This is a genomic window from Planococcus sp. RAB007_Raresut (assembly GCF_057369535.1).
In genome coordinates this window covers 107,223-131,075 of the sequence record NZ_JBXYIF010000007.1, presented here as the reverse complement: position 1 = coordinate 131,075, position 23,853 = coordinate 107,223, and the positions used below count along the sequence as shown (strand labels likewise).

The window sequence follows — 23,853 nt, the reverse complement described above, 5'->3', positions numbered from 1 at the left end:
TCATTATCGATCCTATAACTTTTTCGGAGGCTTATTTTGGAGAATAAAAAGAAAAACAACCACGAGAATGTACTGTCATTCATTCCTACAGGTGAATATTACTATAAGAAAGCGCTCAAGGAATTGCAGCGCGATAATTACCCGAAAGCCCATAAGTATCTGCAGCGGGCCACGGAATTGAGTCCGGAAGATCCGCTGATCATGATGCAGTTTGGTATTGTACTGATGGAGATGCAGGAATTCGAACAAGCAATGGACGTGCTTCGGACGGCTCATGAGCTGGATCCGGAAGAAACGGACATCTTGTTTTTCCTGTCAGAAGTACATGCCCATATGGGTTTATTTCTTGATGCACGGAAATATGCCAAGCGCTATGTAGAAGCCGATGTCCAAGGCAAGTACGCGGAGGAAGCGATGGAAATTATCGACTTTGCGGAACAGGAAGACTGGCAGCTTCTTGACGATGAAGGAGAAGCGCAGGACAGTGAATACTTCTATCTTCAAGAAAAAGCGCGGCGCCTGATGGAGCAGGGGAATTTCACTGACGCGATTAAAATGCTGGAAGACTTGGTTGCTGAAAAGCCGGATTTCTGGGGAGCGCATAATAATTTGGCGCTTGCCTATTTCTATATAGGAGAAACCGAAATGGCGAAGGCTTTGCTGCATGATGTATTGCGCAGAAATACGGGGAATTTACATGCATTATGCAATTTAGCTGTCTTTCATTATTATGAGAAAAACGATGAATTGGATGATATATTGGACCTGCTTAAAAAAATCCAGCCTTACGTGTTTGAACACCGCTATAAATTAGGGGCGACTTTTGCGCTTGTCGGTAAGTATAAAGAAGCATACCGCTGGTTGAGAAGTTTGCAAAAAAGGGGATTTGACGGAGATCCGGCATTTTACTTCTGGCTGTCACACGCTGCATACCATTCGAATCACGAAGATGTGGCAAGGCAGGCCTGGAAACAATTGACCGCAATGGACCCTGGCAAAGAAGGATATGAACCGTGGCAGGAAAATGTGACGATGCCGCATTCGGATGCATTAGAACATGACCGGGATTATCTGATCGAAAAGCTGGACCATTCACATAGAAGCGAAAGATTGTACGGGATGTTTTTACTCGGAAAATCATCACATAAACAGGAAATCATTGCTCATCCGAAATGGTTGCAGAGTGAACAGCCGACCCTCATTGAAACGTTTATGCTGGGCTATGCCCTGGGACACCCATTTAAGGAGACTGTTTCTGAGGAGCGGGCATTTCTGCGGGCGATGAAAGCGACCGAAATTCTGTATGAAAAAGAAGGGATGGTAACCCAGCAAGGATCATATGCTTTTCAGATGTGGTTTATGCTGGTGGATAACGCCTTCCAAAAAAATTATCCTTTTAAAAATCCCAATGCACTGGCAGCTGCAGTGGATTTTATGGTGAAATCCTCTAGAGACCAAAGCATTACCAAAAAGGCGACTGCTGAAAAGTACGGCATTTCAACAGCCACTCTGACAAAATACATTAATGAAATGATTGAATTCCTGCCTTTGTTTGAGTCATAGGCATAAAAGTTGATGCAACTGGCGGAATCTTATACGATTTAGCTATTGAATGTTAGGAGGACTTGACTATGACTGAAGCTGAAAAAATTTATGATGTAATTATTATCGGGGCTGGGCCGGCTGGAATGACAGCAGCTGTATACACTTCTCGAGCCAACTTATCCACATTGATGATCGAGCGTGGAATACCGGGCGGCCAAATGGCCAACACGGAAGAAATTGAAAACTATCCAGGTTTTGACCATATTCTTGGACCTGACCTATCGACAAAAATGTTTGAACATGCCAAGAAATTCGGCGCAGAATATGCTTATGGCGACGTAAAAGGGATTGTTGACGGTGAAGAGTACAAAACCGTAACAGCTGGTTCCAAAGAATACAAAGCCAGAGCGGTTATCCTGACAACAGGTGCTGAATATAAAAAAATGGGCATTCCTGGTGAAACAGAACTTGGCGGCCGCGGCGTCAGCTATTGTGCTGTTTGTGATGGCGCATTCTTCAAACAGAAAAACCTTGTAGTAGTCGGTGGAGGAGACTCCGCTGTAGAAGAAGGTGTCTATCTGACACGCTTCGCTGATAAAGTAACAATTGTTCACAGAAGAGATGAGTTGCGCGCACAGAAAATCCTTCAGGATCGTGCTTTCGCTAATGACAAAATCGATTTTATCTGGAGCCATACGGTGAAGGAAATCAAAGGTGAAAACGGCAAGGTCGCCGGTGTAACTTTAGTATCCACTAAAGACGGTGTAGAAACAGAGAAAGAAATCGATGGCGTATTCATCTACATCGGAATGTTGCCGTTGACGAAACCATTTGCTGATTTGGGCATTCTTAACGACGAAGGTTATGTCGTGACCAACGAAAAAATGGAAACTTCAGTACCAGGCATCTACGCTGCAGGTGACCTTCGCGATAAAACCTTGCGCCAAGTAGTCACTGCTACAGGTGATGGAAGCATTGCAGCGCAAGCTGCACAGCATTATATTGAAGAATTGGTTGAAAAAATCGGTCAAAACGTTTAATTTAATGCTTTCTTAATGTAGCTGTAATACATTTGACATGTATAAGAGGTATAGTAAGAATAGTAAATTGACCCCCTTTTTATAGAAGTTTTGAAAGGCTGTTTTCCGAATCATCGGAAAGCAGCCTCTTTTTTGTGTATATAAAAGTGAGTGAACAAAATGTAGTAAAGAAGTCAGTTTTTATAATCGCTTCGTCGCTTTGGACTAAGCTCCCGCAATAAGCCGAGAAGAACACTCGTCTTATTGCTCCGCTCCGTCCGGCCGCGCTCCTTCTCTGGAGTCAACTTCTCGACAAGAAACAGCAAGAGAGATTTCTTTGAGAGCTAGCGAATTACAGAACCACACTCGGGCGATGGCCCGAGTTAGCTCAGCGCGAGCCACCAGGAAAGCGGAGCTGTTTTGCGGAATATCGGTTTTCATTTATTCTTTCTCAACTAGCTAATTTTTATTCCTTTTCTTTTTTTGCATGACACGCCAGGATAGTTGTATAATGGAGAAAGTTTATAATAGATACGGAGTGTCGAGTGTGCAGCGAATCGCAAATTTATTAGTTATAAAAAATGGCAAAGTCCTGTTATTGAAAAAACCCCGACGCGGTTGGTACGTTGCACCCGGCGGAAAGATGGAAGCTGGGGAGTCCGTATATGAAGCGGCGATCCGGGAATTTAAAGAAGAAACGAATGCGGAACCTTTGGATACGCATGTAAAAGGAATTTACACCATGATGATCGAAGATGAAGGTGAAGTGGTCGATGAATGGATGCTCTTTACATTTGTCGCCCATGATTTAAACGGAACCCCTTTTGTTGAAACAAGAGAAGGTATTCTGGAATGGCACCCGATTGAAAGCTTGGCTACATTGCCGATGGCAGAAGGCGACCGCACAAATCTGATGTTCGCGGTAAGCCAGCCGGGAGTTCAATACGGAACCTTCCATTACACGATGGAATTTGAACTGCTGAAAGAAATGATACAAACTTCAACAGAAGAGGTGAACCGCCAATATGGACAATAAAACAGAAGAAACAGAATTGATCGTCATCACCGGAATGTCCGGTGCCGGCAAGACGGTGGCTATCCAAAGCTTTGAAGATTTAGGCTTTTTTACAATTGATAATCTGCCGCCGGCTTTGCTCCTGACATTCATCAAGTTGATGCGCGATTCGGGGAAATCGATGAAACGGGTTGCAGCTGTTATGGATCTTCGCGGAGGCGACTTTTTCGACAGCCTTGTGGACGCCATCGACAATCTTTCAAAAGAACCAAAAGTTTCTGTTACAATCCTTTTCCTGGATGCGGATAACCAGACGCTTGTAAGCCGCTACAAAGAAACGCGCCGTTCACATCCATTGTCGCCAGGGGGACTGGTTCTCGGCGGCATCAAGAAAGAACGGGATATGCTGATTGACCTTCAAGGTCGTGCTAAATACATCTACAACACTTCACAAATGAGTCCGCGCGAACTTAAAGAAAGAATCATTTCCGACTTTTCCACAAATACGAGCAATGTTTTCACGGTTAACGTTATATCTTTCGGATTTAAACACGGCATCCCGATTGATGCCGATTTGGTTTTCGATGTCCGTTTCCTGCCAAATCCATATTATATAGAAGAGTTAAAACCGTTATCGGGTCTTGATGAACCGGTCTCAAGTTATGTACTCCAATGGAATGAAACGCAGATGCTGATCGAAAAGTTAACCGATCTTCTTCAATTTATGATTCCCCGGTATAAAAACGAAGGCAAGGCCCAATTGGTCATAGCATTCGGATGTACCGGCGGCCAACATCGTTCAGTCACCTTAGCGGAGTATTATGGAAAATTATTTGCTGAAAACAATAAAACCATTATTACTCACCGCGATGTCAAAACGAGAAAGGTCTGAGTGCATGGAAAAAGAAACCCAACGAAAAAAGCTTGTTATTATTGGCGGGGGAACCGGATTATCCACATTGCTTCGGGGACTGAAAAAGCTCCCGTTGGATTTGACTGCCATTGTTACAGTCGCAGATGATGGAGGAAGTTCAGGCAGGCTCCGCAATGACCTTAATATTCCGCCGCCAGGGGATATCCGGAATGTCATGGCTGCGTTATCTGATGCGGAACCACTAGTAGCGGAGATGTTCCAATACCGTTTCAGCAAATCAATCGACCTTGGCGGCCACTCACTCGGAAATCTTATGCTGGCTGCATTGACTGATTTGACGGGTGATTTTTCCCATGCAGTAAGGGAAATGAGCCGCGTGTTAAGTGTCAATGGCACAGTTATTCCGGCTGCAAATCAAATTGTCACGCTGAATGCTGAATTCGAAGATGGTACGATTGTCAGCGGAGAATCAAAGATTCCAGCCTATTTACAGCCGATTAAACGCGTATTCATCGAACCGGTCGATGTGAAAACGTTGCCCGACACCATAACTGCTATCCGCCAGGCGGATATCATCGTTATTGGTCCGGGATCACTCTACACGAGCATTCTTCCGAATTTATTGGTTAAGGATATAAAGAAAGAATTGCTGGCAGCAAAAGGCAAGAAAATCTATATCTGCAATCTGATGACCCAAGCCGGAGAAACGTATATGTATTCTGCTTCGGATCACATACAAGCTTTGTATGATCATGTCGGAGAGCCTTTCTTGGATGCGGTTCTATTGGACAAAGCGGAGATGCCGTCCAATGTTGTGCAGCTTTATGAGCAGGAACGGGCAAGGCCGGTGGCTTATGATGAAGAGCGCCTGGCAGAATTCGGTTTGGAAATTCACCGGGAAGACATTGCCAATATATTTGAAAATGCGGTGCGCCATGAACCGAGGAAAGTGGCTGAATGGCTGTTCTATTATGCTGGCGGCCAAATGAAAGAAGAACCGAAACTTCGGTTTTTTTAAAGGGTTGAAAGGAGGGGAATGAATTGTCGTTCGCTTCGGAAACAAAAAAAGAAATGACGCAAATTGAAGTGGATGAATGCTGTGGCAAGGCCGAGTTATCGGCATTGATACGGATGAATGGCACGCTGTCGTTTTCGAGCAGGCAATTGAGCGTGGATATACAGACAGAGAATGCCGCGATTGCCCGCCGGATCTACACACTTTTAAAACGCTTCTATCCGCCGTATCCAGTGGAGTTGCTGGTGCGGAAAAAGATGCGACTCAAAAAGAATAACGTTTATATTTGCCGGATCCGGGATGGTTCCAAACATATCCTAGAAGACCTATTGATCATCACTGAAGGTTTTCAGTCCCAGCAGGAAATTGATAAGAAGCTGATCGAGAAAAATTGCTGTAAACGTGCATATTTGCGCGGTGCTTTTTTGGCTGGAGGTTCTGTCAATAACCCGGAAACTTCATCCTATCATCTTGAAATATACTCATCTGACCGAGATCATGCGGATTCCCTCACAGAATTGATGAACTTTTTCCATTTGAACAGTAAGACGATCGAACGGAAAAAAGGCTTTGTCACTTATTTGAAAGAAGCTGAAAAAATCTCTGATTTCCTCAGCATTGCCGGTGCGCATTCAGCTTTATTGAAATTCGAGGATGTTCGGATTATCAGGGATATGCGGAACAGCGTCAACCGATTGGTCAATTGTGAAACCGCCAATCTCAATAAAACCATCGACGCGGCTCTTCGCCAAGTGGAAAATATTCGCTTTATCGATTCGGTTATTGGCGTGGAACAGCTGCCGGAGCGTTTGCGTGAAATTGCCAGGCTGCGCGTCGAGTATCAGGATGTTACACTGAAGGAGCTCGGTGAAATGGTATCAACCGGGAAAGTCAGCAAATCCGGTGTCAATCACCGACTTCGGAAGATTGACGAAATCGCTGAATCATTGAGAAAAGGCGAAACGATCGGCGGTTAACTGCCGCAGTTCTTTCATATAAATCAATAGAATCATATTACAGTACAGTCAATTTTCTGAGGAGGATATGCATGGTTGAGAAACAAGTGAGTGTACAATTGAAATCAGGTTTACAAGCCAGACAGGCGGCTTTATTTGTTCAGGAAGCAAACAGATATAATTCAGACGTCTACCTCGAAAAAGAGGGAAAGAAAGTAAATGCTAAAAGTATCATGGGCATTATGAGCCTGGCGATCAGCAAAGGCACTGAAGTACAAATTTCAGCAGACGGTTCTGATGAAGAATCTGCGGTTGAAGCTTTGGCTGCGCTAATCGAAAAAGAAGCATAAGAAAACCCCGCAGCATTCGCTGCGGGGTTCTTTCATGCTTTAAATATTAAATATCTTCTTTCTTATGTTCATTAGGCAATTTGCTGCGAGTGATGATCTGATCGATCAAACCATATTCAAGAGCACGTTCAGCTGTCATGAAGTTATCGCGATCAGTGTCTTTTGAGATGACATCAAGCGATTGGCCAGTGCGGTCAGCAAGAATCTGGTTCAATTTTTCACGCAGGAACAAGATCCGTTTTGCTGCAATCTCGATTTCAGTTGCTTGGCCTTGTGCACCGCCAAGTGGCTGGTGAATCATAACTTCAGCATTCGGAAGCGCATAGCGTTTTCCTTTTGTACCTGCTGCAAGAAGGAAAGCGCCCATTGACGCTGCCATACCGATGCAGATCGTTTGAACATCTGGACGGATGAATTGCATCGTATCGTAGATAGCCATACCGGCTGTAATGCTGCCGCCCGGGCTGTTAATATAGATGGAAATATCTTTATCAGGATCTTCGGCTTCTAAAAACAGAAGCTGTGCAACGATTGAGTTTGCAACATTATCGTCGATGCCGCTGCCGAGCATGATGACACGGTCTTTCAATAAACGCGAGTAAATGTCGTAAGCGCGCTCGCCTCGGCTCGTCTGTTCAATTACTGTTGGAATTAAATTCATAGAAAATCCTCCTTGTGTAAGTGATAACATTCAGCACTGAAATACATTTCAGCTGTATTATTATCATACACATCTTGGTCAATGAAGGTCAAATCTAACGAATTGAAAATATCAACTTGATAAGTGCCGCCATATTTTGTATACTGGTAAAGTCGCTAATGACGATTCGCCCTCGTAGTGTAATGGATAACACCCAAGATTCCGATTCTTGTAATGGGGGTTCGATCCCCTCCGAGGGCATATGATGAGACCCGCTTGCCAGTATTTGGCGGAGCGGGTTTTCTTATATATATAAGAAAACTCATAAAATTTTCCCTGTTGATTGATCCGTAGTGATTATTTTAACTGATTTTTAATTTGCTGAGATAATAATTTCTTTAAAGAAAGAAGGCTGGCCATGCTGACACTTTATACCCGTCCTAATTGTCCATTATGTGAAGAAGCGAAACTAATGCTTAAACTGATACAAGAAGATTTTCCGGTGGAGTTCAAGGAAGTGAATATAGAAGAGGATGACCGGCTGCATGAAAAATACATGCTGATGATTCCGGTACTTGAAGAAGATGACAAAGTATTGATCTATGGCAATATCGGGTATGCCGAAATTCTGGAAGCGTTGAATTACTGACGCTTCTTTTTTGTTGCAATCAGAATTACTATTAGGTAGAATGAATTTAGTGGGACAGAAAATTACCTAGTGGGATAAATTTCGTCCAGCTGGAATGGAGTGAATCTATGGATGCTTTATCTTCAGCACAGAATAAACTGTTGCCGGAAATGTCCGTGCTCCTGAAAAAACGTTATCAAATCCTGCAGACAATCAATCAGGAACAGCCGATTGGCAGGAGAACCTTGAGTGAATTTTCCGGAATGACGGAACGCGATATCCGAAAAGAAACGGATCTTCTGCGGGAACAGCAATTGATCGAGATGAAATCCGCCGGCATGGTGATTACCAGGCAAGGCGAGGAAGTTCTCGATTCTTTAAAATCCTTTATGCAAAAGCTGACTGGGATTGCAGATCTTGCAGAAAGATTGAAAAAGCATTTGAAAATATCGGATGTCATTGTAGTTCCTTTGGATTCTGACAAAGCAGTCACAGTTAAAAAAGGGATCGGTAAAGAAGCTGCTCGTCTTCTGGAAGCGAATTTCATCGGTGAAACCAAAGTTGCCGTGACCGGAGGCAGCACGATGGCGGCAATCGCCAAAGAATTGAAAGGCGATAAAGCCTATCCCCCTTTGCAATTCATTGCTGCGCGCGGTGGCCTGGGTGAAGATGTTCTGCATCAGGCGAATACGATTGCTTCAGCTTTTGCTGAAAAAACCGGTGGTTCATTTAAAACGCTTTATTTGCCGGATCATCTAAGTGAAGAAGCTTATGCCATGATGATGAAAGAACCGCTTATCAAGGAAATGATGGACCTTTATGAACAAACGGATCTTGTTGTCCATGGAATCGGCAATGCCGAAGAAATGGCGCTAAGGCGGCAGTCGACTGCTGAAGAAGTTCAGATGATCACGGAAGGCGGCGCTGTCAGCGAGGCATTCGGGTATTACTTCGATGCAGATGGCAATGTTGTTTACCGCATCCGTTCAGCGGGAATCCAATTGGAACAAGTGCAAAAAGCCCCTGCGATTATTGCAGTAGCTGGCGGGCACTCGAAAGCGAAAGCGATAATTTCATATTTCAAAAATGCACCTGAACGGTCAGTACTTGTGACTGATGAAGGTGCCGCAACAGAAATTCTTAACCTTATAGAAAACTTAGGAGGAAAATAATATGACTTTAAAAATGGCGATTAACGGCTTTGGCCGCATTGGACGTATAGTATTCCGTGAAGCATTGGCAAACCCTGAAGTGGAAGTAGTTGCAGTAAATGATTTAACAGATGCAGCAATGCTTGCTCATCTATTGAAATACGATTCGATCCACGGTACCTTGGATGCAGAAGTTTCAGCAAGCGGCGAAAATATTGTTGTCAACGGCAAAGAAATTAAAGTCTTCTCTGAAAAAGATCCAGCGCAATTACCTTGGAAAGATCTTGGAATCGACATCGTACTGGAGTCGACAGGAATCTTCACGACTGAAGAAAAAGCTTCAAAACACATCGAAGCTGGAGCTAAGAAAGTTATCCTTTCAGCGCCTGGTAAAAACGGCATGAAAATGCTAGTTATGGGCGTCAACGAAGATTCGTACAACCCTGAAGAGCACCATGTCGTTTCGAACGCATCGTGCACTACAAACGGCTTGTCTGGTATCTCTAAAGTCCTGAATGATAAATTCGGCATCAAGAAAGCCATGATGACGACAATCCACTCGTACACAAATGACCAAGCTTTGCTTGATGCTCCTCACTCCGACTACCGTCGTGCACGTGCAGCAGCAGAGTCAATGATTCCAACTACAACTGGCGCAGCAAAATCAGTTGCAAAAGTTTTGCCGGAACTTGAAGGCAAAATTGATGGTATGGCAATCCGTGTACCAACACCTAACGTTTCATTAATTGACCTGGTAGCTGAACTTGATACAGATGTTTCTGTTGAAGAAGTGAACCAAGCGCTTAAAGAAGCGACTGAAAACGAGTTGAAAGGCTATTTGGCTTACAGCGAACTTCCACTTGTTTCACGCGACTATAACGGCAACACAGCTTCAGCGACAGTTGACGGGTTGTCTACAATGGCACTTGGCGGAAACATGGTCAAAGTTCTTGCGTGGTATGACAACGAATCCGGCTATTCTGCACGTTGTGTAGACTTGGCTGTATATATGTACAACAAAGGGCTTTAATCCCAAAATCATAGCTTAATTACCAATGAACCTCTATAATAAAAGAGGGTAAAAGGGGTGGGGAATTTACCCCACCCCTTATTTTTTTGAATACAAATAGGAGGTATTTTCATGCTGCAGAAAATGACCATGAAAGATTTGGATTTGAAAGGAAAGCGCGTATTTTGCCGCGTCGATTTCAACGTACCGATGAAAGACGGAGAAGTGACGGATGATACACGGATCCGGGCAGCTGTTCCGACCATCGAATATTTGGTTGAAAACGGGGCAAAAGTAATATTGGCAAGCCATTTGGGGCGCCCGAAAGGCGAAGTCAATGAAGAAATGAGACTGGCCGCGGCTGGATCGCGGTTAAGTGAATTGCTACATAAAGAAGTAAAAAGCCTGAAAGAATCAATCGGTGAAACGGTTGAAAAAGAAATTGGGGAAATGCAGCAAGGAGACATTATTCTTTTGGAAAATGTCCGTTTCCATGCAGGAGAAGAAAAGAACGATGACTCTCTAGCGAAATCCTTTGCTGAACTTGCAGATGTATTCGTTAATGACGCTTTCGGAGCAGCACATCGTGCGCATGCTTCTACAGCGGGAATCGCAAAACACCTGCCGTCAGTTTCGGGACTTTTGCTGGAGAAAGAACTGGATGTGCTTGGAAAAGCATTGTCAGAACCAGAACGTCCATTTACCGCAATTATTGGCGGTGCTAAAGTGAAGGACAAAATAGGTGTCATCGATCATTTGCTTGATAAAGTGGATAATCTTTTAATTGGCGGTGGATTGTCTTACACGTTCATTAAAGCGCAGGGCTATGAAATCGGTAATTCGCTGGTGGAGGAAGACAAATTGGAACTGGCGAAATCCTTTATTCAAAAGGCTGAAGAAAAAGGTGTGAAATTCTACCTTCCAATCGATGCTACAGTTGCCAGCGAGTTTTCGAAAGACGCGGAAACCAAACAAGTCAAGATTGAAGAAATTCCTTCCGACTGGATGGGCCTTGATATCGGACCTGAAACCGCAAAATTATATGCGGATGTCATCAAGGACTCGAAATTGGTGATCTGGAACGGGCCAATGGGTGTTTTTGAAATGGAACCATTCGCAAACGGCACACGTTCGGTTGCTGAAGCCATGGCCGAAACAAAAGCATACACTGTCATCGGTGGGGGAGATTCCGCGGCTGCAGTGGAAAAGTTCAATGTAGCCGAAAGAATGGACCATATCTCGACTGGCGGCGGAGCTTCGCTTGAATTTATGGAAGGTAAGGAATTGCCTGGTGTAACTGCACTTACTGATAAAAAATAAAAATATTTTTACAATAGTCAGCATCAAAATCAGAAAGGGAGTGTCTTTTTGAGAAAACCGATTATCGCTGGAAACTGGAAAATGTACAAAACAGCTTCAGAAGCAAAAGCGTTTGCTGAGGAAGTCAAAACAGCAGTGCCATCGGCTGAGAAAGTTGATGCCGTTATCTGCGCACCTGCTTTATTTCTTCAAGGTTTAGTGGAGTCCGCTGAAAACACCGATTTGAAAATCGGCGCGCAAACAATGCACGAAGAAAAAGAAGGGGCGTTTACCGGAGAGGTCAGCCCAGTGCAATTAAAGGATTTGGGTGTTGAATACGTTATTATTGGCCATTCTGAACGCCGTCAATACTTCAATGAAACTGATGAATCGGCTAACAAGAAAGTAGTATCGGCTTTTGAGCACGGTTTGAAACCGATTTTATGTGTCGGTGAATCGCTTGAACAGCGTGACAGTGGAGATACTGGCAATGTAGTTGAAGCGCAAGTGGAAAAAGGCGTGGCTCAATTGTCGGCTGCACAAGCTGCTGAACTGGTGATCGCATACGAACCGATCTGGGCGATTGGAACGGGAAAAACGGCTACATCAGAAGATGCCAACGATGTTTGCGGCATCATCCGCAAAAAAATCGAATCTCTTTACAATGAAGAAACAGCTGAAGCGATTCGCATCCAATATGGCGGCAGCGTTAAACCGGCAAACATTGAAGAGCTTTTGAATATGGAGCATATTGATGGTGCTTTGGTTGGAGGAGCAAGCCTCGAAGCTGAGTCGTTCCTCAAATTATTGGAGGCTGGTGCAAATGCGTAATACGGAAAACCCGGTGGCCTTAATCATCCTGGATGGCTTCGGCTGCCGAAAAGAAACATTTGGCAACGCAGTTGCACAGGCGAAAAAACCGAATTTCGATAAATTATGGAATAATTATCCGCATGAACTTTTGACTGCTTCGGGTGAAGCTGTTGGTCTGCCGGATGGCCAAATGGGAAATTCGGAAGTGGGGCATTTGAATATCGGCGCAGGCCGAATCGTCTATCAAAACCTGACCCGCATCAATAAATCAATCAGAGACGGGGATTTCTTCCAAAACCCCGCTTTTCTGGAAGCGATCGCCAAAGCGAAAGCAAATGGCTCTGCTCTCCATTTAATGGGCTTATTATCTGACGGTGGTGTACACAGCCACTATGAACACCTTTTCGCTTTATTGGAATTGGCCAAGCAGCAGGGACTGGAAGAGGTTTATGTCCACGGATTCTTGGATGGCCGAGATGTCGGGCCGCAAACCGCCCTGCAGTACATTGAAAAAACGGAAGAAAGAATGGCTGAAATCGGTGTAGGCAAATTTGCGTCGATCAGCGGCCGCTATTATGCAATGGACCGTGATAAGCGTTGGGACCGTGCAGAAACTGCCTACCGTGTGTTGGTAGATGGAATCGGTCTTATGGCTTCCACTGCAAGCGAAGGCGTTGTCCATTCTTACGATCAAGGTGTGATGGATGAATTCGTAGTGCCTTTCTATATAGAAGAAAACGGTGAACCTGTCGCGACGATCAAATCGGAGGACTCTCTAATTTTCTTCAATTTCAGGCCGGACCGCGCAATTCAGCTGACATCGACATTAATCACAAATGAATTTAACGGGTTCCCTTTGAGTTCAAATCACCCTGACAAATTGACGTTTGTGTCATTCACTTCCTATAGTGATGTTCTTCCGACACGAATCGCTTTTGAATCACTGAATCTCGAGAATACGGTTGGTGAAGTGATTTCAACTAACGGACTGACGCAATTAAGAATTGCGGAAACTGAAAAGTATCCTCATGTCACCTTCTTTATGAGCGGGGGCAGGGAAAATGTATTCCCAGGGGAAGAACGGATTCTTGTCGATTCACCGAAAGTGGCGACATACGATCTGCAACCGGAAATGAGCGCATATGAAGTTACTGATAAACTTGTAGAAAAAATCGAAGCAGAGGCTCATGATGCGATCATCCTTAACTTTGCCAATCCGGATATGGTAGGGCACAGCGGATTATTGGAGCCGACCATCCAGGCGATTGAAGTTGTGGATGAATGCCTCGGACGAATCATCGAAGCATTGCACGCAAAAGGCGGAACGGCAATAGTTACTGCCGATCATGGAAACTCCGATGAGGTACTGACGATTGAGGGCTTGCCGATGACGGCGCACACAACCAATCAGGTGCCGGTCATCGTGACCAAATCAGGTTTGGAACTGAGACCAGATGGCATTCTTGCCGATCTTGCACCAACCGTATTGAAATTACTGGATATCGAACAACCGGCAGAAATGACCGGAAAACCATTATTCTAAAGGGAGCTGTTTATATTGCCAATCATTACAGATATTTTAGCACGCGAAGTTCTTGACTCACGTGGAAATCCGACAGTAGAAGTTGAAGTTTTCACTGAAAGCGGCGCTTTTGGACGCGCAATCGTACCATCCGGAGCCTCTACCGGTGAACACGAAGCAGTAGAATTGCGTGACGGCGACAAAGGACGTTACTTGGGCAAAGGCGTTCTAAAAGCAGTTGAACATGTAAACAATGAAATTGCTGAAGAACTTGAAGGGAACTACTCAGTATTGGATCAGGTTTCAATCGATCAGGCATTGATCGAACTTGATGGCACTGAAAACAAAGGCCGTTTGGGCGCTAACGCAATTCTTGGCGTATCGATGGCTGTGGCACATGCCGCTGCAGATTATCTGGACCTTCCGCTTTATCAATATCTTGGAGGATTCAATGCGAAGCAATTGCCGGTTCCAATGATGAACATCCTGAATGGCGGCGAACATGCCGACAATAACGTAGACATCCAGGAATTTATGGTTATGCCGGTAGGAGCTGAATCGTTCCGCCATGCACTTCGCATGGGAGCTGAAATCTTCCATAACTTGAAAACAGTATTAAAAGAAAAAGGCTATAACACTTCTGTAGGCGACGAAGGCGGTTTCGCACCGAACCTTGGATCGAACGAAGAAGCGCTGGAAACAATCATGACAGCTATCGAAAAAGCGGGCTATAAGCCAGGAGAAGATGTACTTCTTGCAATGGATGTGGCAGCTTCTGAAATCTACAATAAAGAAAAAGGCATTTACACTCTTGCCGGTGATAATACGACGAAAACTTCAGCTGAAATGGTCGACTGGTATGAAGAGCTTGCAAACAAATACCCGATCGTTTCAATCGAAGACGGGTTGGATGAAAACGACTGGGACGGCTTTAAATTATTGACGGACCGCATCGGTGATAAAGTTCAATTGGTTGGAGATGACTTGTTCGTAACAAATACTAAAAAACTTGCTCAAGGAATCGAGCAAGGTATTGGCAACTCAATCCTGATAAAAGTGAACCAAATCGGTACATTGACTGAAACGTTCGATGCAATCGAAATGGCGAAGCGTGCTGGCTATACAGCTGTCATCAGCCACCGCTCAGGTGAATCCGAAGATGTTACGATTGCGGACATCGCAGTTGCAACAAATGCCGGACAAATCAAAACAGGTGCACCGTCACGTACGGACCGCGTTGCGAAATACAACCAATTATTGCGCATCGAAGATCAATTGCATGATACTGCTAAATACCTCGGTGTGAAAACTTTCTACAACTTGAATAAATAGAATAAAAGAGGCATTGCCTCTTTTTTCTATTGCTATTGTCATAGGTCGCAATTTTTGGTAAACTTATTCTTGTTGTGAAGGTTTTATTCAGGAGGTGGAATTTATGCATACGTTGTTAATGACATTACTCGTCATCGTATCGCTCGCATTAATCGTTGTCGTATTATTACAATCAGGAAAAAGTGCAGGTCTTTCAGGAGCCATCTCCGGTGGAGCTGAGCAACTTTTCGGCAAGCAAAAAGCACGGGGACTTGATCTTGTCCTTCATCGTGTAACGATTGTACTTGCTGCCTTATTCTTTATTTTGGCTATCGCCGTAACGAAAGTATAATGTAGATGACTAAATCGCCTGACCAATAAACTGGTTGGGCGTTTTCTTTTATAGTGTAATTATAATCGATATTCCGCAAAACAGCTTCGCTTTCCTGGGGGCTCGCGCTGAGCTAACTCGGGCTCGTTGCACTTCGCCCGAGTGGATCTCAGCACTTCGCTCGAACCGGAGTTTAAAAGCCAACTCCGGTTCTGATCCCCTGGGAGTCTTCGCTGTTTTGCTCCATATCTTAGCTAAATATATATATCTAATTTGAATAGACATTTTATTATTAATTATAGTGGAAGGCGGCGACTCCCGCGGAAAGCGTCCGCCTGGAACGAAAATTATAATGATATTAATTTCTGGAGGGATTTGCATGAGGATTACACCACCAAAACCATTTTTCTTCAAAGCAGGGCCGCGTGCGGTTCTTTTGCTGCACGGCTTTACCGGCAACTCTGCTGATGTGCGGATGATGGGCCGTTTTCTTGAAAAGAAAGGGTATACATCGATTGCCCCTCATTTGGAAGGGCACGGCGTTGAGCCTGAAAAATTAGTGGAGAGTGGACCGGAAGGCTGGTGGCGGGAAGTTGAACAGGCTTACCAGCAATTGAAAGACGAAGGCTATTCGGAAATTGCGGTCGGGGGATTGTCGCTCGGCGGCGTATTATCACTGAAAGCAGGGTATACATTCCCTGTAAAGGGCATATTTACGATGTGCTCACCTATGATTATGAAAACGACGGATTTATTATTCGAAGGTGTCATCAATTACGCCCGCAATTATAAGAAACTTGAAGGAAAAGAAGACGATGTTATAGAAGAAGAAATAAAGGCCCTTCGTGAACATGGCATGGATTCACTGTCAGACTTGCGGGAATTGGTCCAGGATGTACGGGACCATGCGGATCATGTTTATGCGCCGACATTTGTCGTGCAGGGTTCTTTGGATAATGTTATTGATACCGATTCGGCGAATATCATTTATGATGCCGTGGAATCGTTTGATAAAAAGATAAAGTGGTACGAGGAATCAGGGCATGTAATCACCCTTGATAAAGAAAAAGAACAATTGCACGAAGATGTATTGGAATTTCTCGAATCGCTCGATTGGAGCGTGTGAGAACGCCAGAAGGAGGAAATTTAATGGGAAATAATGAAATGTCATTGGACCAGCGCTTATTGGCTTTTATGCGAGAAGATGCATACAAACCCCTGACTGTTCAAGAAATTGAAGAGCAATTCGGGTTTGAAGACGCTGACGAATTTAAAGAATTGGTAAAAACTTTAGTGAAATTAGAAGAAAAAGGACTATTGGTGCGTTCGCGCGCCAATCGATACGGGGTTCCTGAACGAATGAACCTGATGAGCGGCAAGTTCATCGGACATCCACGGGGCTTCGGTTTTGTAGCTTATGATGAAGCCGGACATGATGATATCTTCATCCCGCCGACAGAAGTCAACGGTGCGATCAACGGAGACAGAGTCATGGTAAGGATTTCTGAGTCATCGGGCGGAGATCGCCGTGAAGGTGCCATCATCCGTATTTTGGAACGCGGCACAACTCAGGTTGTCGGAACTTTCCAGGACAATCGCGGTTTCGGTTTTGTCATTTCAGATGATAAAAAGATGAACATGGATATTTTCATTGCCAAAGATGATACGCTTGGTGCGATAGACGGCCATAAAGTGGTTGTGGAAATTACAGGCTGGCCGGAAGGCAGAAAGTCAGCAACCGGTATGGTCAAACAGATTTTAGGACATAAAAACGATCCGGGCGTGGATATTCTTTCAATCATCCACAAACATGGCATCGAAATCGAATTCCCACAGACTGTGCTTGATGAAGCAAACCGTGTTCCGGATGAAATCGATCCGGAAGATATCGTCGGGAGAAAAGATCTTCGGGAAGAGGCCATTGTCACAATTGATGGTGCAGACGCGAAAGATCTGGATGATGCCGTCCAGGTGGTAAAAATGGATGATGGCACATATAAACTCGGCGTTCACATTGCGGACGTCAGCCATTATATTACGGAAGGTTCAGAAATGGACCGTGAAGCCTATGACCGCGCGACGAGCGTATATTTGACTGACCGCGTCATTCCGATGATTCCTCATCGCCTGTCAAATGGCATTTGTTCATTGAACCCGCAGGTCGACCGTCTGACTTTATCCTGTGAAATGATATTCAATGACCAAGGGGAAGTCTTGTCGCACGAAATCTTCCAGAGTGTCATCCGGACTTCAGCGCGTATGACGTATACCGATGTCTACGAAATTCTGGAACAGGACAACCAGGAATTGAAAGAGAAATACAGTGAATTAGTGCCGATGTTCGAATTGATGAAGGAATTGGCAAGTATCCTGCGTGAAAAACGCATGCGCCGCGGCGCCATCGATTTTGATTTTAAAGAATCAAAAGTATTGGTGGATGAAGACGGCAATCCGACAGATGTTGTCGTTCGTGAGCGTACGGTTGCAGAGCGCCTGATCGAGGAGTTCATGCTGGCAGCCAACGAAACAGTGGCGGAACATTTCCATCACATGGAAGTGCCGTCTCTTTACCGGATTCACGAAGACCCAAAACCCGAGAAACTGCAGCGATTCTTTGAATTCGTTACGAATTTTGGTATCGTTGTAAAAGGTACCGGCAATGAAATCCATCCGCGTGCACTGCAGGAAATCGTGGAATCGATTGAAGGCACTCCGGAAGAGCCGGTGATTTCGACGATGTTGCTGCGTTCGATGCAGCAGGCGAAGTATTCAGCGGAAAGTCTGGGTCATTTCGGTCTTTCAACTGAATTCTATACGCATTTCACATCACCTATTCGCCGTTATCCGGATTTGGTCATCCATAGGTTAATCCGCACTTATCTGATTGAAAAAGATCTTTCGAAATCAACGCTGATGCACTGGGAAGCCAATATGGATGATATTGCAACCCATACTTCAGAACGCGAAAGACGTGCAGTGGAAGCTGAGCGGGATACGGATGCATTGAAGAAAACTCAATTTATGGTTGATAAAATCGGTGAGGAATTTACCGGTATTATATCTTCAGTCACCAATTTCGGCTTGTTTGTGGAATTGCCGAATACGATAGAAGGTCTGGTCCATGTTTCCAATATGACGGATGACTTCTACCGTTTCGATGACCGCCAGATGATGATGATCGGCGAGCGCAGCAACCGCCAGTTCCGAATTGGTGATGAAGTTGAAATCAAAGTGATCGGCGTCAAACCGGAAGAGTCGGCTATCGACTTCGAAATTGTCGGCATGACTCAAAATGTCCGCCGCACAAGAAAAGACGCGCCGAAAGTGATCCGTGCTTCCAAAAAAGAAGGCGGAGGCAAAGTAGGGCGTGATGGTAAGAAACAAGACGACGGGCCGACCCGTAAGGGCAAGAATCCGAAGAAGAAATTTTATGAAGGCGCCGCCAAGAAGAACAAGCGCAAAAAGAAATGAGCAAGGAGCGGCTCACGAGCCGCTCTTTTCAACTAATTTGAGGTGGAATCAATGGCAAAAGGATCAGGCAATGTAATTGCCCAGAACAAAAAAGCCGGCTTTGATTATTTTATTGAAGAAACGATGGAAGCCGGGATTGTGCTGCAAGGCACGGAGATTAAATCTGCAAGAAACGGCAAAGTGCAATTGAAGGATGCTTTCGTTCGCATACGCGGCGGAGAAGCCTGGATTTCCAATATGCATATCAGTCCGTATGAACAAGGGAATATTTTTAATCATGACCCTACCCGTTCGAGGAAACTTCTGCTTCATAAAAAGCAGATCCGGGAACTGGAATCCCATTCAAAAGAACAAGGTGTCACGATCGTTCCATTAAAGATGTATTTGAAGGACGGTTTCGCCAAAGTCTTGATCGGTGTGGGTAAAGGTAAGAAAAACTATGATAAGCGTGAAGATCTGAAGAAGAAAGACGCCAAACGGGAAATTGACCGTGCGATGAAAGAACGCAGCCGTTAGGCTTGAAGTCTGACTATCTTTGTCTTATAATGGTTTTATAACACAAGCACGATTGAGTCATACTCTCTCCGTGTCTTCTTATAATGAGGGGACGTTACGGATTCGACAGGGATGGCCAGGGCTTGGGTTGCGCGTCGGAGGGTCGGCTTCGTCATCAACGCACTTATAACAACTGGCAAAACAAACCAAAACCTAGCATTCGCAGCGTAAGCTCGGATCTGCTCTATGTATCCATCGCCCATGTGGCTATGTAGAGCTCAACTTTAGTGGGATACGGTCGGCAGTGCAACTTGAGCTGCCGGCAGGAGATTTTCAAGTTAGCGCACATGACGCCTGCTTATCGGCATAATGCTGCGCGAAACTTAAATGGATAAGCTACACGCGTAGATGCTCAAGTAGCTGAGTTTCTGGACGCGGGTTCGACTCCCGCCGTCTCCATAGTGAGATATCATAGAGTTTCATTGAACGTCAAAATCCTTGATATACCAAGGGTTTTGGCGTTTTTTGATGTCATGGAATTTCATGTAATATCAAAAAAACCTAGTCAAAAACCTAGTCAACCTAGTCAAAAACCTCGTCACGTATTGGAATATCCTCTAAATAGTTTTCGAACTTTTCAATGGTTCCTGCCTTCGCTTTTTCTGTTACATGAGTGTAGATATCCATCGTCGTTTTAACGTCTGTATGACCTAGCCGTACTTGCACTTCTTTTAAGGTTGCTCCCGCTTCAAAAAGCAGGGAACAGTGGGTATGGCGTAAGCCGTGAGTAATAATCATTTTTAGATTGTATTTTTTAATCACATGCATGAGCCATTTTCGAGTTTTCGTCGGCTGTAGAAAGTCGTTGAATTCATTGCTGAATACAAGTTGTTTAAATTGCATTGTATTATAACCCAGACGAAAATAATCTTTCTTCTGTTGCTTTTTCCAGTTTTTAAGAAGATCCATTGTTTTTTGATCCATCTTTATAGTACGAACAACTCCGGTCTTCGTTGGTTTTACATAGAGTTTGTTATCTTTTCCTCGCGAAAGTGCCTTGTTGATACGAATCTCATTATTAACGAAATTTATATCCTTCCATGTAAGAGCCAAAGCTTCTCCTTTACGCATACCGGAAAAAGCGAGTAGACGGAAAAGGGTATAAACCTTGAAGTAATCTTCTTTTTCAAAGCATGCAAGCAATTCAACTAGCTGTTCACGATCGTAAAAGTTTTCTGCCTCGTCCTCATCTATACTGACTTTCTGTAGCTTATTAGGGGCTTCTACTAATGAAAAAGGATTGACTTGAAGGTAACCGCGCTTAATTGCAAAGTCGAGTACTTTTGCAGCATACGCTTTTACCATTCGAAAACGTTGAAGCTTCTTAGCCCACTCATCAACGTGCTTTTGACAAACGGCCACATCGATTTTTTCAATCTTATATACGCCCATGGCAGGAAGAATATGATTTTTGAAAATGCGTGTTGTTTTGACAAAAGTACTTTCTTCAACTGTATTTTCATAGTGATTAACCCAGAGGTCATAAATATCTTGATATGTTTCCAGCTGTTTTTTTCGGAATGTACCTTTACTGATTTCGACTTTCAATGCTGCTAAAGCATCCTTTGCCTCTTTTTTAGTTAGAAATCCTCGGCGTGTGGTACTTAGCTCTTTACCGGTTAATGGGTCAACACCAATATAAAGTTGAAACATATACCTTGTTGCATTGCTCTTGAGTTTATAGCTTTTAATTGTTGTTTGTTTACTCATCCTGTTCCTCCTGAATGCTTACGGAGATAAGATTGGGAGGTGTAGTTAAACTAACTACTCTTTTATTTTATATTGAAGCCTGGCAGTACACAAATAGCACTTCGGTAAATTAAGCATGTAAAGAATAAATGTTTACTGGATTTAAAAAATGAGAAGATGGTATTTTGGAAATATAAATAAGACCACATACATCTGAGATTTCAAATGTATGCGGTCTTATCTTTTTTCTTCCTCAGGTAGGCAGGAATTAATAATCCATGTATTCAACAAATAGTTTTAGGGTATCATCCTTAATTTTATCGGTGTGATGAATATAAGTTTTTGTTGTGGTATCTCTACCAGAGTGTCCTAAACGTTGCTGAATGCCTACTAGATTAGCTCCTGCTTCAATTAATAAAGTAGGATGTGTGTGCCGGAAACCATGTGGCGATAAATGCTTTAAATGATGCTGATCTTGAATAGCTCGACCCCATTTCCATGTATATGAAGGTTGAATAAGTTGGTTTTTAGTATTGGAGAAAATCAATTGCTTTTCGACATGTTGATCCAATAAGCTCAATGTTATGTCTTGTTCCTGCTGCCATTCCTTTAAAATTTCTGCAGTTTTTAAATCAATTTTAACTATACGAGCTTCCCCATTTTTTGTATCACCTAAATGTATCTTGCTATCCTCATCTATAGAAATTGCTTTGGTAACATGGATTTCTTTGTTTTCGTAATCTATATCATCCCAATGAAGAGCTAAACATTCACTTTTTCGCATGCCTGTATATCCTAAAAGACGATAGAATGTATGAATCTTAGTTTTTCTTTCTTTCTTGATAGCTTCTAAAAAGCTTATCAATTCTTCTCGCATATAATACTTATCTCCTTTAGATGATTTCTTTTGTTTGGGAGTATCTACTAACTTAAATGGATCTGCTTGAATATAACCAAGTTTAATAGCATGAGTCATCACCCTAGAAGCATATGAAACTACAGCTTTGAATTTCACAAATTGTTCCACCCAGTTAAAAGCATGATGCTCACATATCTTGAAATTGATTTTATCAATTCGTAAACTACCAATAGCCGGCAAAATATGATTTCTAAATAGCCCTGTAGTTTTCAGATAAGTCGAAGGCTTTACTGTTTTCCTGTACGTAAGAGTCCATTGATTATAAATTTCTTTGTATGTTATAGTTTGCTTCTTTTTGTACGTGCCTTCTCTGTAGGCATTTTTTAAACTATCATATTCTTTTTGAGCTTCTTTTTCCTTTTTGAACTTCCGGCGCGTTGTGCTAACTTCTTTTCCTGTAAGAGGATTAACACCTAAATAAATTTTAAACATGTAGCGTGTATCACCATTTTTGAGTTTGTATGGTTTAATTGCTGGGTTATAGTGCATTTTTTCTCTGTCTCCTTTTATTAAAAACTGTATTCTTTAAAAAAATTATCAATTTCTGTTTTTGAAATTCGCTTTACACCATCGATTTCTGCAACTTTTAATCCTTTTTGTCTAAATTTGATTAAAGTATTGTATGAAATTCCGGCGTATTTTGCTCCTTCCTTCAGAGTCATCCATTCCTTAGCAATCATTCTTGCAGCTATTTCATTCAAAATTGTTTCTAATTCTTGTTGTGCTGATACTTTCTGCATTTTTTAATCTCCTTTATATTGTTTGATGGGGTTTATACCTCTTGAAAGTTGAGTAGTTAAAAGCTTTAATATACTAGCAGGAAGATTTGAGGATTCGAATAGTAAAATATAAATAAATAAAAATTTTTTTAATTAGAATGTCCGCTCCCTGTCCTTTTCAAAATAATGGCAGTAACTTATATTAGTTTTAGGAGGTGTTCTTATGGACCAGTTTGTATATCAAATGTTAAAGCGTCGTCGAATAGAATTAGGAATGTCCCAAGATCAACTTGCTGAAAAAGTAGAAACAGACGTCAGAATGATTAGAAGAATTGAAAATGGCTAAGTGAAAAAAAGCGGCTATCTTGAAGCGATTTGCAAAGAACTAAATATCGGTTTTCACAAGGCAAATCTAGATGAAATCATTAGTCATTACAAGAGCTATACAAGTCCGAATGTGAAAAATGGATTGGATTTAGCACATCTTCTTTATAGATATGGTCACTTAGAGTATTATTTAGAGGAACAACTGGAGTTTGAAGATACAATTTTTATTGAGAGTTTTAATGACGTATTTATTGAAATAATGAATATTATAGAATAATTTATAAAAAACAGAATGATTAACTGGATCAAATTCCAATTGCTATATTGTTCATTTTTTATATGTAAAATACTTAAATTTATATTAATGAACCAGCTAAGCAGCATAGTAGCTGAATAATTATGTAAAGAAGCGGCGTAATATTTTTGCCGCTTCTTTTCTGTTTTTTTATATGCCATAGCGTTTGGGAATTTACCACTTTTTAAAGTTTTCCGCTATGATTGTATTCTTTTCAGTGACGATATATTCTTATTCTCTTCCAAATAATATTTCAATTATAAATTGTAAATAATGGTATAATCATGGTACAAAATTAACGATTTGTAATTAAATAGTTGTGTGATATTTTTTTGCGAATTAGTGATATTAAATTACAGAGATCAAATAGTGTATAAAAAAGGAATTATATATATTGTCT

At 42.8% G+C, this 23,853-nt stretch carries 24 protein-coding genes, 1 tRNA gene and 1 other RNA gene; 22 read left to right on the top strand and 4 right to left on the bottom strand.

Annotation, left to right across the window (positions count from 1 at the left end):
* Positions 1-36: 36 nt before the first annotated feature.
* The 7 genes from AC2Q9J_RS15320 to AC2Q9J_RS15290 all read left to right on the top strand — a co-directional run bounded on the left by AC2Q9J_RS15320 (position 37) and on the right by AC2Q9J_RS15290 (position 6,774).
* Complete coding sequence (locus tag AC2Q9J_RS15320) at positions 37-1,563, top strand: tetratricopeptide repeat protein (RefSeq protein ID WP_499041287.1); 1,527 nt, start codon at positions 37-39, stop codon at positions 1,561-1,563.
* Between the two features lie 68 nt (positions 1,564-1,631).
* The gene (trxB, locus tag AC2Q9J_RS15315; protein ID WP_499041285.1) at positions 1,632-2,585 is read left to right on the top strand and encodes a thioredoxin-disulfide reductase; all 954 of its coding nucleotides are present in this window, start codon (positions 1,632-1,634) and stop codon (positions 2,583-2,585) included.
* Between the two features lie 526 nt (positions 2,586-3,111).
* Entirely contained in the window at positions 3,112-3,600 is a 489-nt protein-coding gene (locus AC2Q9J_RS15310; protein WP_499041446.1) for an NUDIX hydrolase, read from the top strand.
* Complete coding sequence (rapZ, locus tag AC2Q9J_RS15305) at positions 3,590-4,471, top strand: RNase adapter RapZ (RefSeq protein ID WP_112224479.1); 882 nt, start codon at positions 3,590-3,592, stop codon at positions 4,469-4,471. The genes AC2Q9J_RS15310 and rapZ overlap by 11 nt, the downstream gene beginning before the upstream one ends.
* Positions 4,472-4,475: 4 nt before the next feature.
* On the top strand, positions 4,476-5,471 hold the full coding sequence (locus AC2Q9J_RS15300) for a gluconeogenesis factor YvcK family protein (protein ID WP_499041283.1): 996 nt from the start codon (positions 4,476-4,478) through the stop codon (positions 5,469-5,471).
* 23 nt (positions 5,472-5,494) lie between these two features.
* Complete coding sequence (gene whiA, locus AC2Q9J_RS15295) at positions 5,495-6,445, top strand: DNA-binding protein WhiA (protein ID WP_499041282.1); 951 nt, start codon at positions 5,495-5,497, stop codon at positions 6,443-6,445.
* Positions 6,446-6,516: 71 nt separating this feature from the next.
* Complete coding sequence (locus tag AC2Q9J_RS15290; protein WP_499041280.1) at positions 6,517-6,774, top strand: HPr family phosphocarrier protein; 258 nt, start codon at positions 6,517-6,519, stop codon at positions 6,772-6,774.
* A 46-nt stretch (positions 6,775-6,820) separates the two neighbouring features.
* On the opposite strand, the gene clpP is transcribed toward AC2Q9J_RS15290, so the two are convergent.
* Positions 6,821-7,435 carry an ATP-dependent Clp endopeptidase proteolytic subunit ClpP gene (clpP, locus tag AC2Q9J_RS15285; RefSeq protein ID WP_499041278.1) on the bottom strand — a complete coding sequence of 205 codons (615 nt, stop codon included), beginning with the start codon at positions 7,433-7,435 and terminating at the stop codon, positions 6,821-6,823.
* A 168-nt stretch (positions 7,436-7,603) separates the two neighbouring features.
* On the opposite strand from clpP, the gene AC2Q9J_RS15280 reads away from it, so the two are divergent.
* The 13 genes from AC2Q9J_RS15280 to ssrA all read left to right on the top strand — a co-directional run bounded on the left by AC2Q9J_RS15280 (position 7,604) and on the right by ssrA (position 19,906).
* Positions 7,604-7,675 (top strand) — tRNA-Arg (locus tag AC2Q9J_RS15280).
* Positions 7,676-7,832: 157 nt separating this feature from the next.
* A complete protein-coding gene (locus tag AC2Q9J_RS15275; protein WP_499041276.1) occupies positions 7,833-8,063 on the top strand; it encodes a glutaredoxin family protein in 231 nt (76 codons plus the stop codon).
* 107 nt (positions 8,064-8,170) lie between these two features.
* The gene (locus tag AC2Q9J_RS15270) at positions 8,171-9,214 is read left to right on the top strand and encodes a sugar-binding transcriptional regulator (protein WP_499041274.1); all 1,044 of its coding nucleotides are present in this window, start codon (positions 8,171-8,173) and stop codon (positions 9,212-9,214) included.
* Position 9,215: 1 nt separating this feature from the next.
* Entirely contained in the window at positions 9,216-10,223 is a 1,008-nt protein-coding gene (gene gap / locus AC2Q9J_RS15265) for a type I glyceraldehyde-3-phosphate dehydrogenase (protein ID WP_499041272.1), read from the top strand.
* Positions 10,224-10,334: 111 nt separating this feature from the next.
* A complete protein-coding gene (locus tag AC2Q9J_RS15260) occupies positions 10,335-11,522 on the top strand; it encodes a phosphoglycerate kinase (RefSeq protein WP_499041270.1) in 1,188 nt (395 codons plus the stop codon).
* A gap of 48 nt (positions 11,523-11,570) precedes the next feature.
* Positions 11,571-12,332, top strand: coding sequence for a triose-phosphate isomerase (gene tpiA, locus AC2Q9J_RS15255; protein ID WP_499041268.1), 762 nt, complete (start codon positions 11,571-11,573; stop codon positions 12,330-12,332).
* Positions 12,325-13,857 (top strand): 2,3-bisphosphoglycerate-independent phosphoglycerate mutase, encoded by a 1,533-nt coding sequence (gene gpmI / locus AC2Q9J_RS15250; protein WP_499041266.1) that lies wholly within the window; start codon positions 12,325-12,327, stop codon positions 13,855-13,857. The genes tpiA and gpmI overlap by 8 nt, the downstream gene beginning before the upstream one ends.
* Positions 13,858-13,872: 15 nt before the next feature.
* A complete protein-coding gene (gene eno / locus AC2Q9J_RS15245) occupies positions 13,873-15,168 on the top strand; it encodes a phosphopyruvate hydratase (RefSeq protein WP_499041265.1) in 1,296 nt (431 codons plus the stop codon).
* 103 nt (positions 15,169-15,271) lie between these two features.
* Positions 15,272-15,499: a preprotein translocase subunit SecG gene (gene secG / locus AC2Q9J_RS15240; RefSeq protein WP_008429540.1), complete on the top strand. Its 228-nt coding sequence runs from the start codon at positions 15,272-15,274 to the stop codon at positions 15,497-15,499.
* 358 nt (positions 15,500-15,857) lie between these two features.
* Positions 15,858-16,604 (top strand): alpha/beta hydrolase, encoded by a 747-nt coding sequence (locus tag AC2Q9J_RS15235; protein WP_499041263.1) that lies wholly within the window; start codon positions 15,858-15,860, stop codon positions 16,602-16,604.
* Positions 16,605-16,627: 23 nt separating this feature from the next.
* Entirely contained in the window at positions 16,628-18,949 is a 2,322-nt protein-coding gene (rnr, locus tag AC2Q9J_RS15230) for a ribonuclease R (RefSeq protein ID WP_499041261.1), read from the top strand.
* A gap of 51 nt (positions 18,950-19,000) precedes the next feature.
* Positions 19,001-19,465, top strand: coding sequence for an SsrA-binding protein SmpB (gene smpB, locus AC2Q9J_RS15225; RefSeq protein ID WP_101803302.1), 465 nt, complete (start codon positions 19,001-19,003; stop codon positions 19,463-19,465).
* Between the two features lie 87 nt (positions 19,466-19,552).
* Positions 19,553-19,906: a transfer-messenger RNA gene (gene ssrA / locus AC2Q9J_RS15220) on the top strand.
* Between the two features lie 120 nt (positions 19,907-20,026).
* Here ssrA and AC2Q9J_RS15215 read toward each other — a convergent pair.
* From AC2Q9J_RS15215 to AC2Q9J_RS15205, 3 genes are all read right to left on the bottom strand, one after another.
* A complete protein-coding gene (locus AC2Q9J_RS15215) occupies positions 20,027-21,214 on the bottom strand; it encodes a site-specific integrase (protein ID WP_499041258.1) in 1,188 nt (395 codons plus the stop codon).
* 247 nt (positions 21,215-21,461) lie between these two features.
* Positions 21,462-22,601, bottom strand: coding sequence for a tyrosine-type recombinase/integrase (locus AC2Q9J_RS15210; protein WP_499041256.1), 1,140 nt, complete (start codon positions 22,599-22,601; stop codon positions 21,462-21,464).
* Between the two features lie 20 nt (positions 22,602-22,621).
* A complete protein-coding gene (locus tag AC2Q9J_RS15205; protein ID WP_499041254.1) occupies positions 22,622-22,852 on the bottom strand; it encodes a helix-turn-helix domain-containing protein in 231 nt (76 codons plus the stop codon).
* Between the two features lie 202 nt (positions 22,853-23,054).
* Between AC2Q9J_RS15205 and AC2Q9J_RS15200 the strand changes: the two genes are divergently transcribed.
* Positions 23,055-23,177, top strand: coding sequence for a helix-turn-helix transcriptional regulator (locus AC2Q9J_RS15200; RefSeq protein WP_499041252.1), 123 nt, complete (start codon positions 23,055-23,057; stop codon positions 23,175-23,177).
* Positions 23,178-23,435, top strand: a complete 258-nt coding sequence (locus tag AC2Q9J_RS15195) for a hypothetical protein (protein ID WP_499041250.1) — start codon at positions 23,178-23,180, stop codon at positions 23,433-23,435.
* The last annotated feature ends 418 nt before the right edge of the window (positions 23,436-23,853 follow it).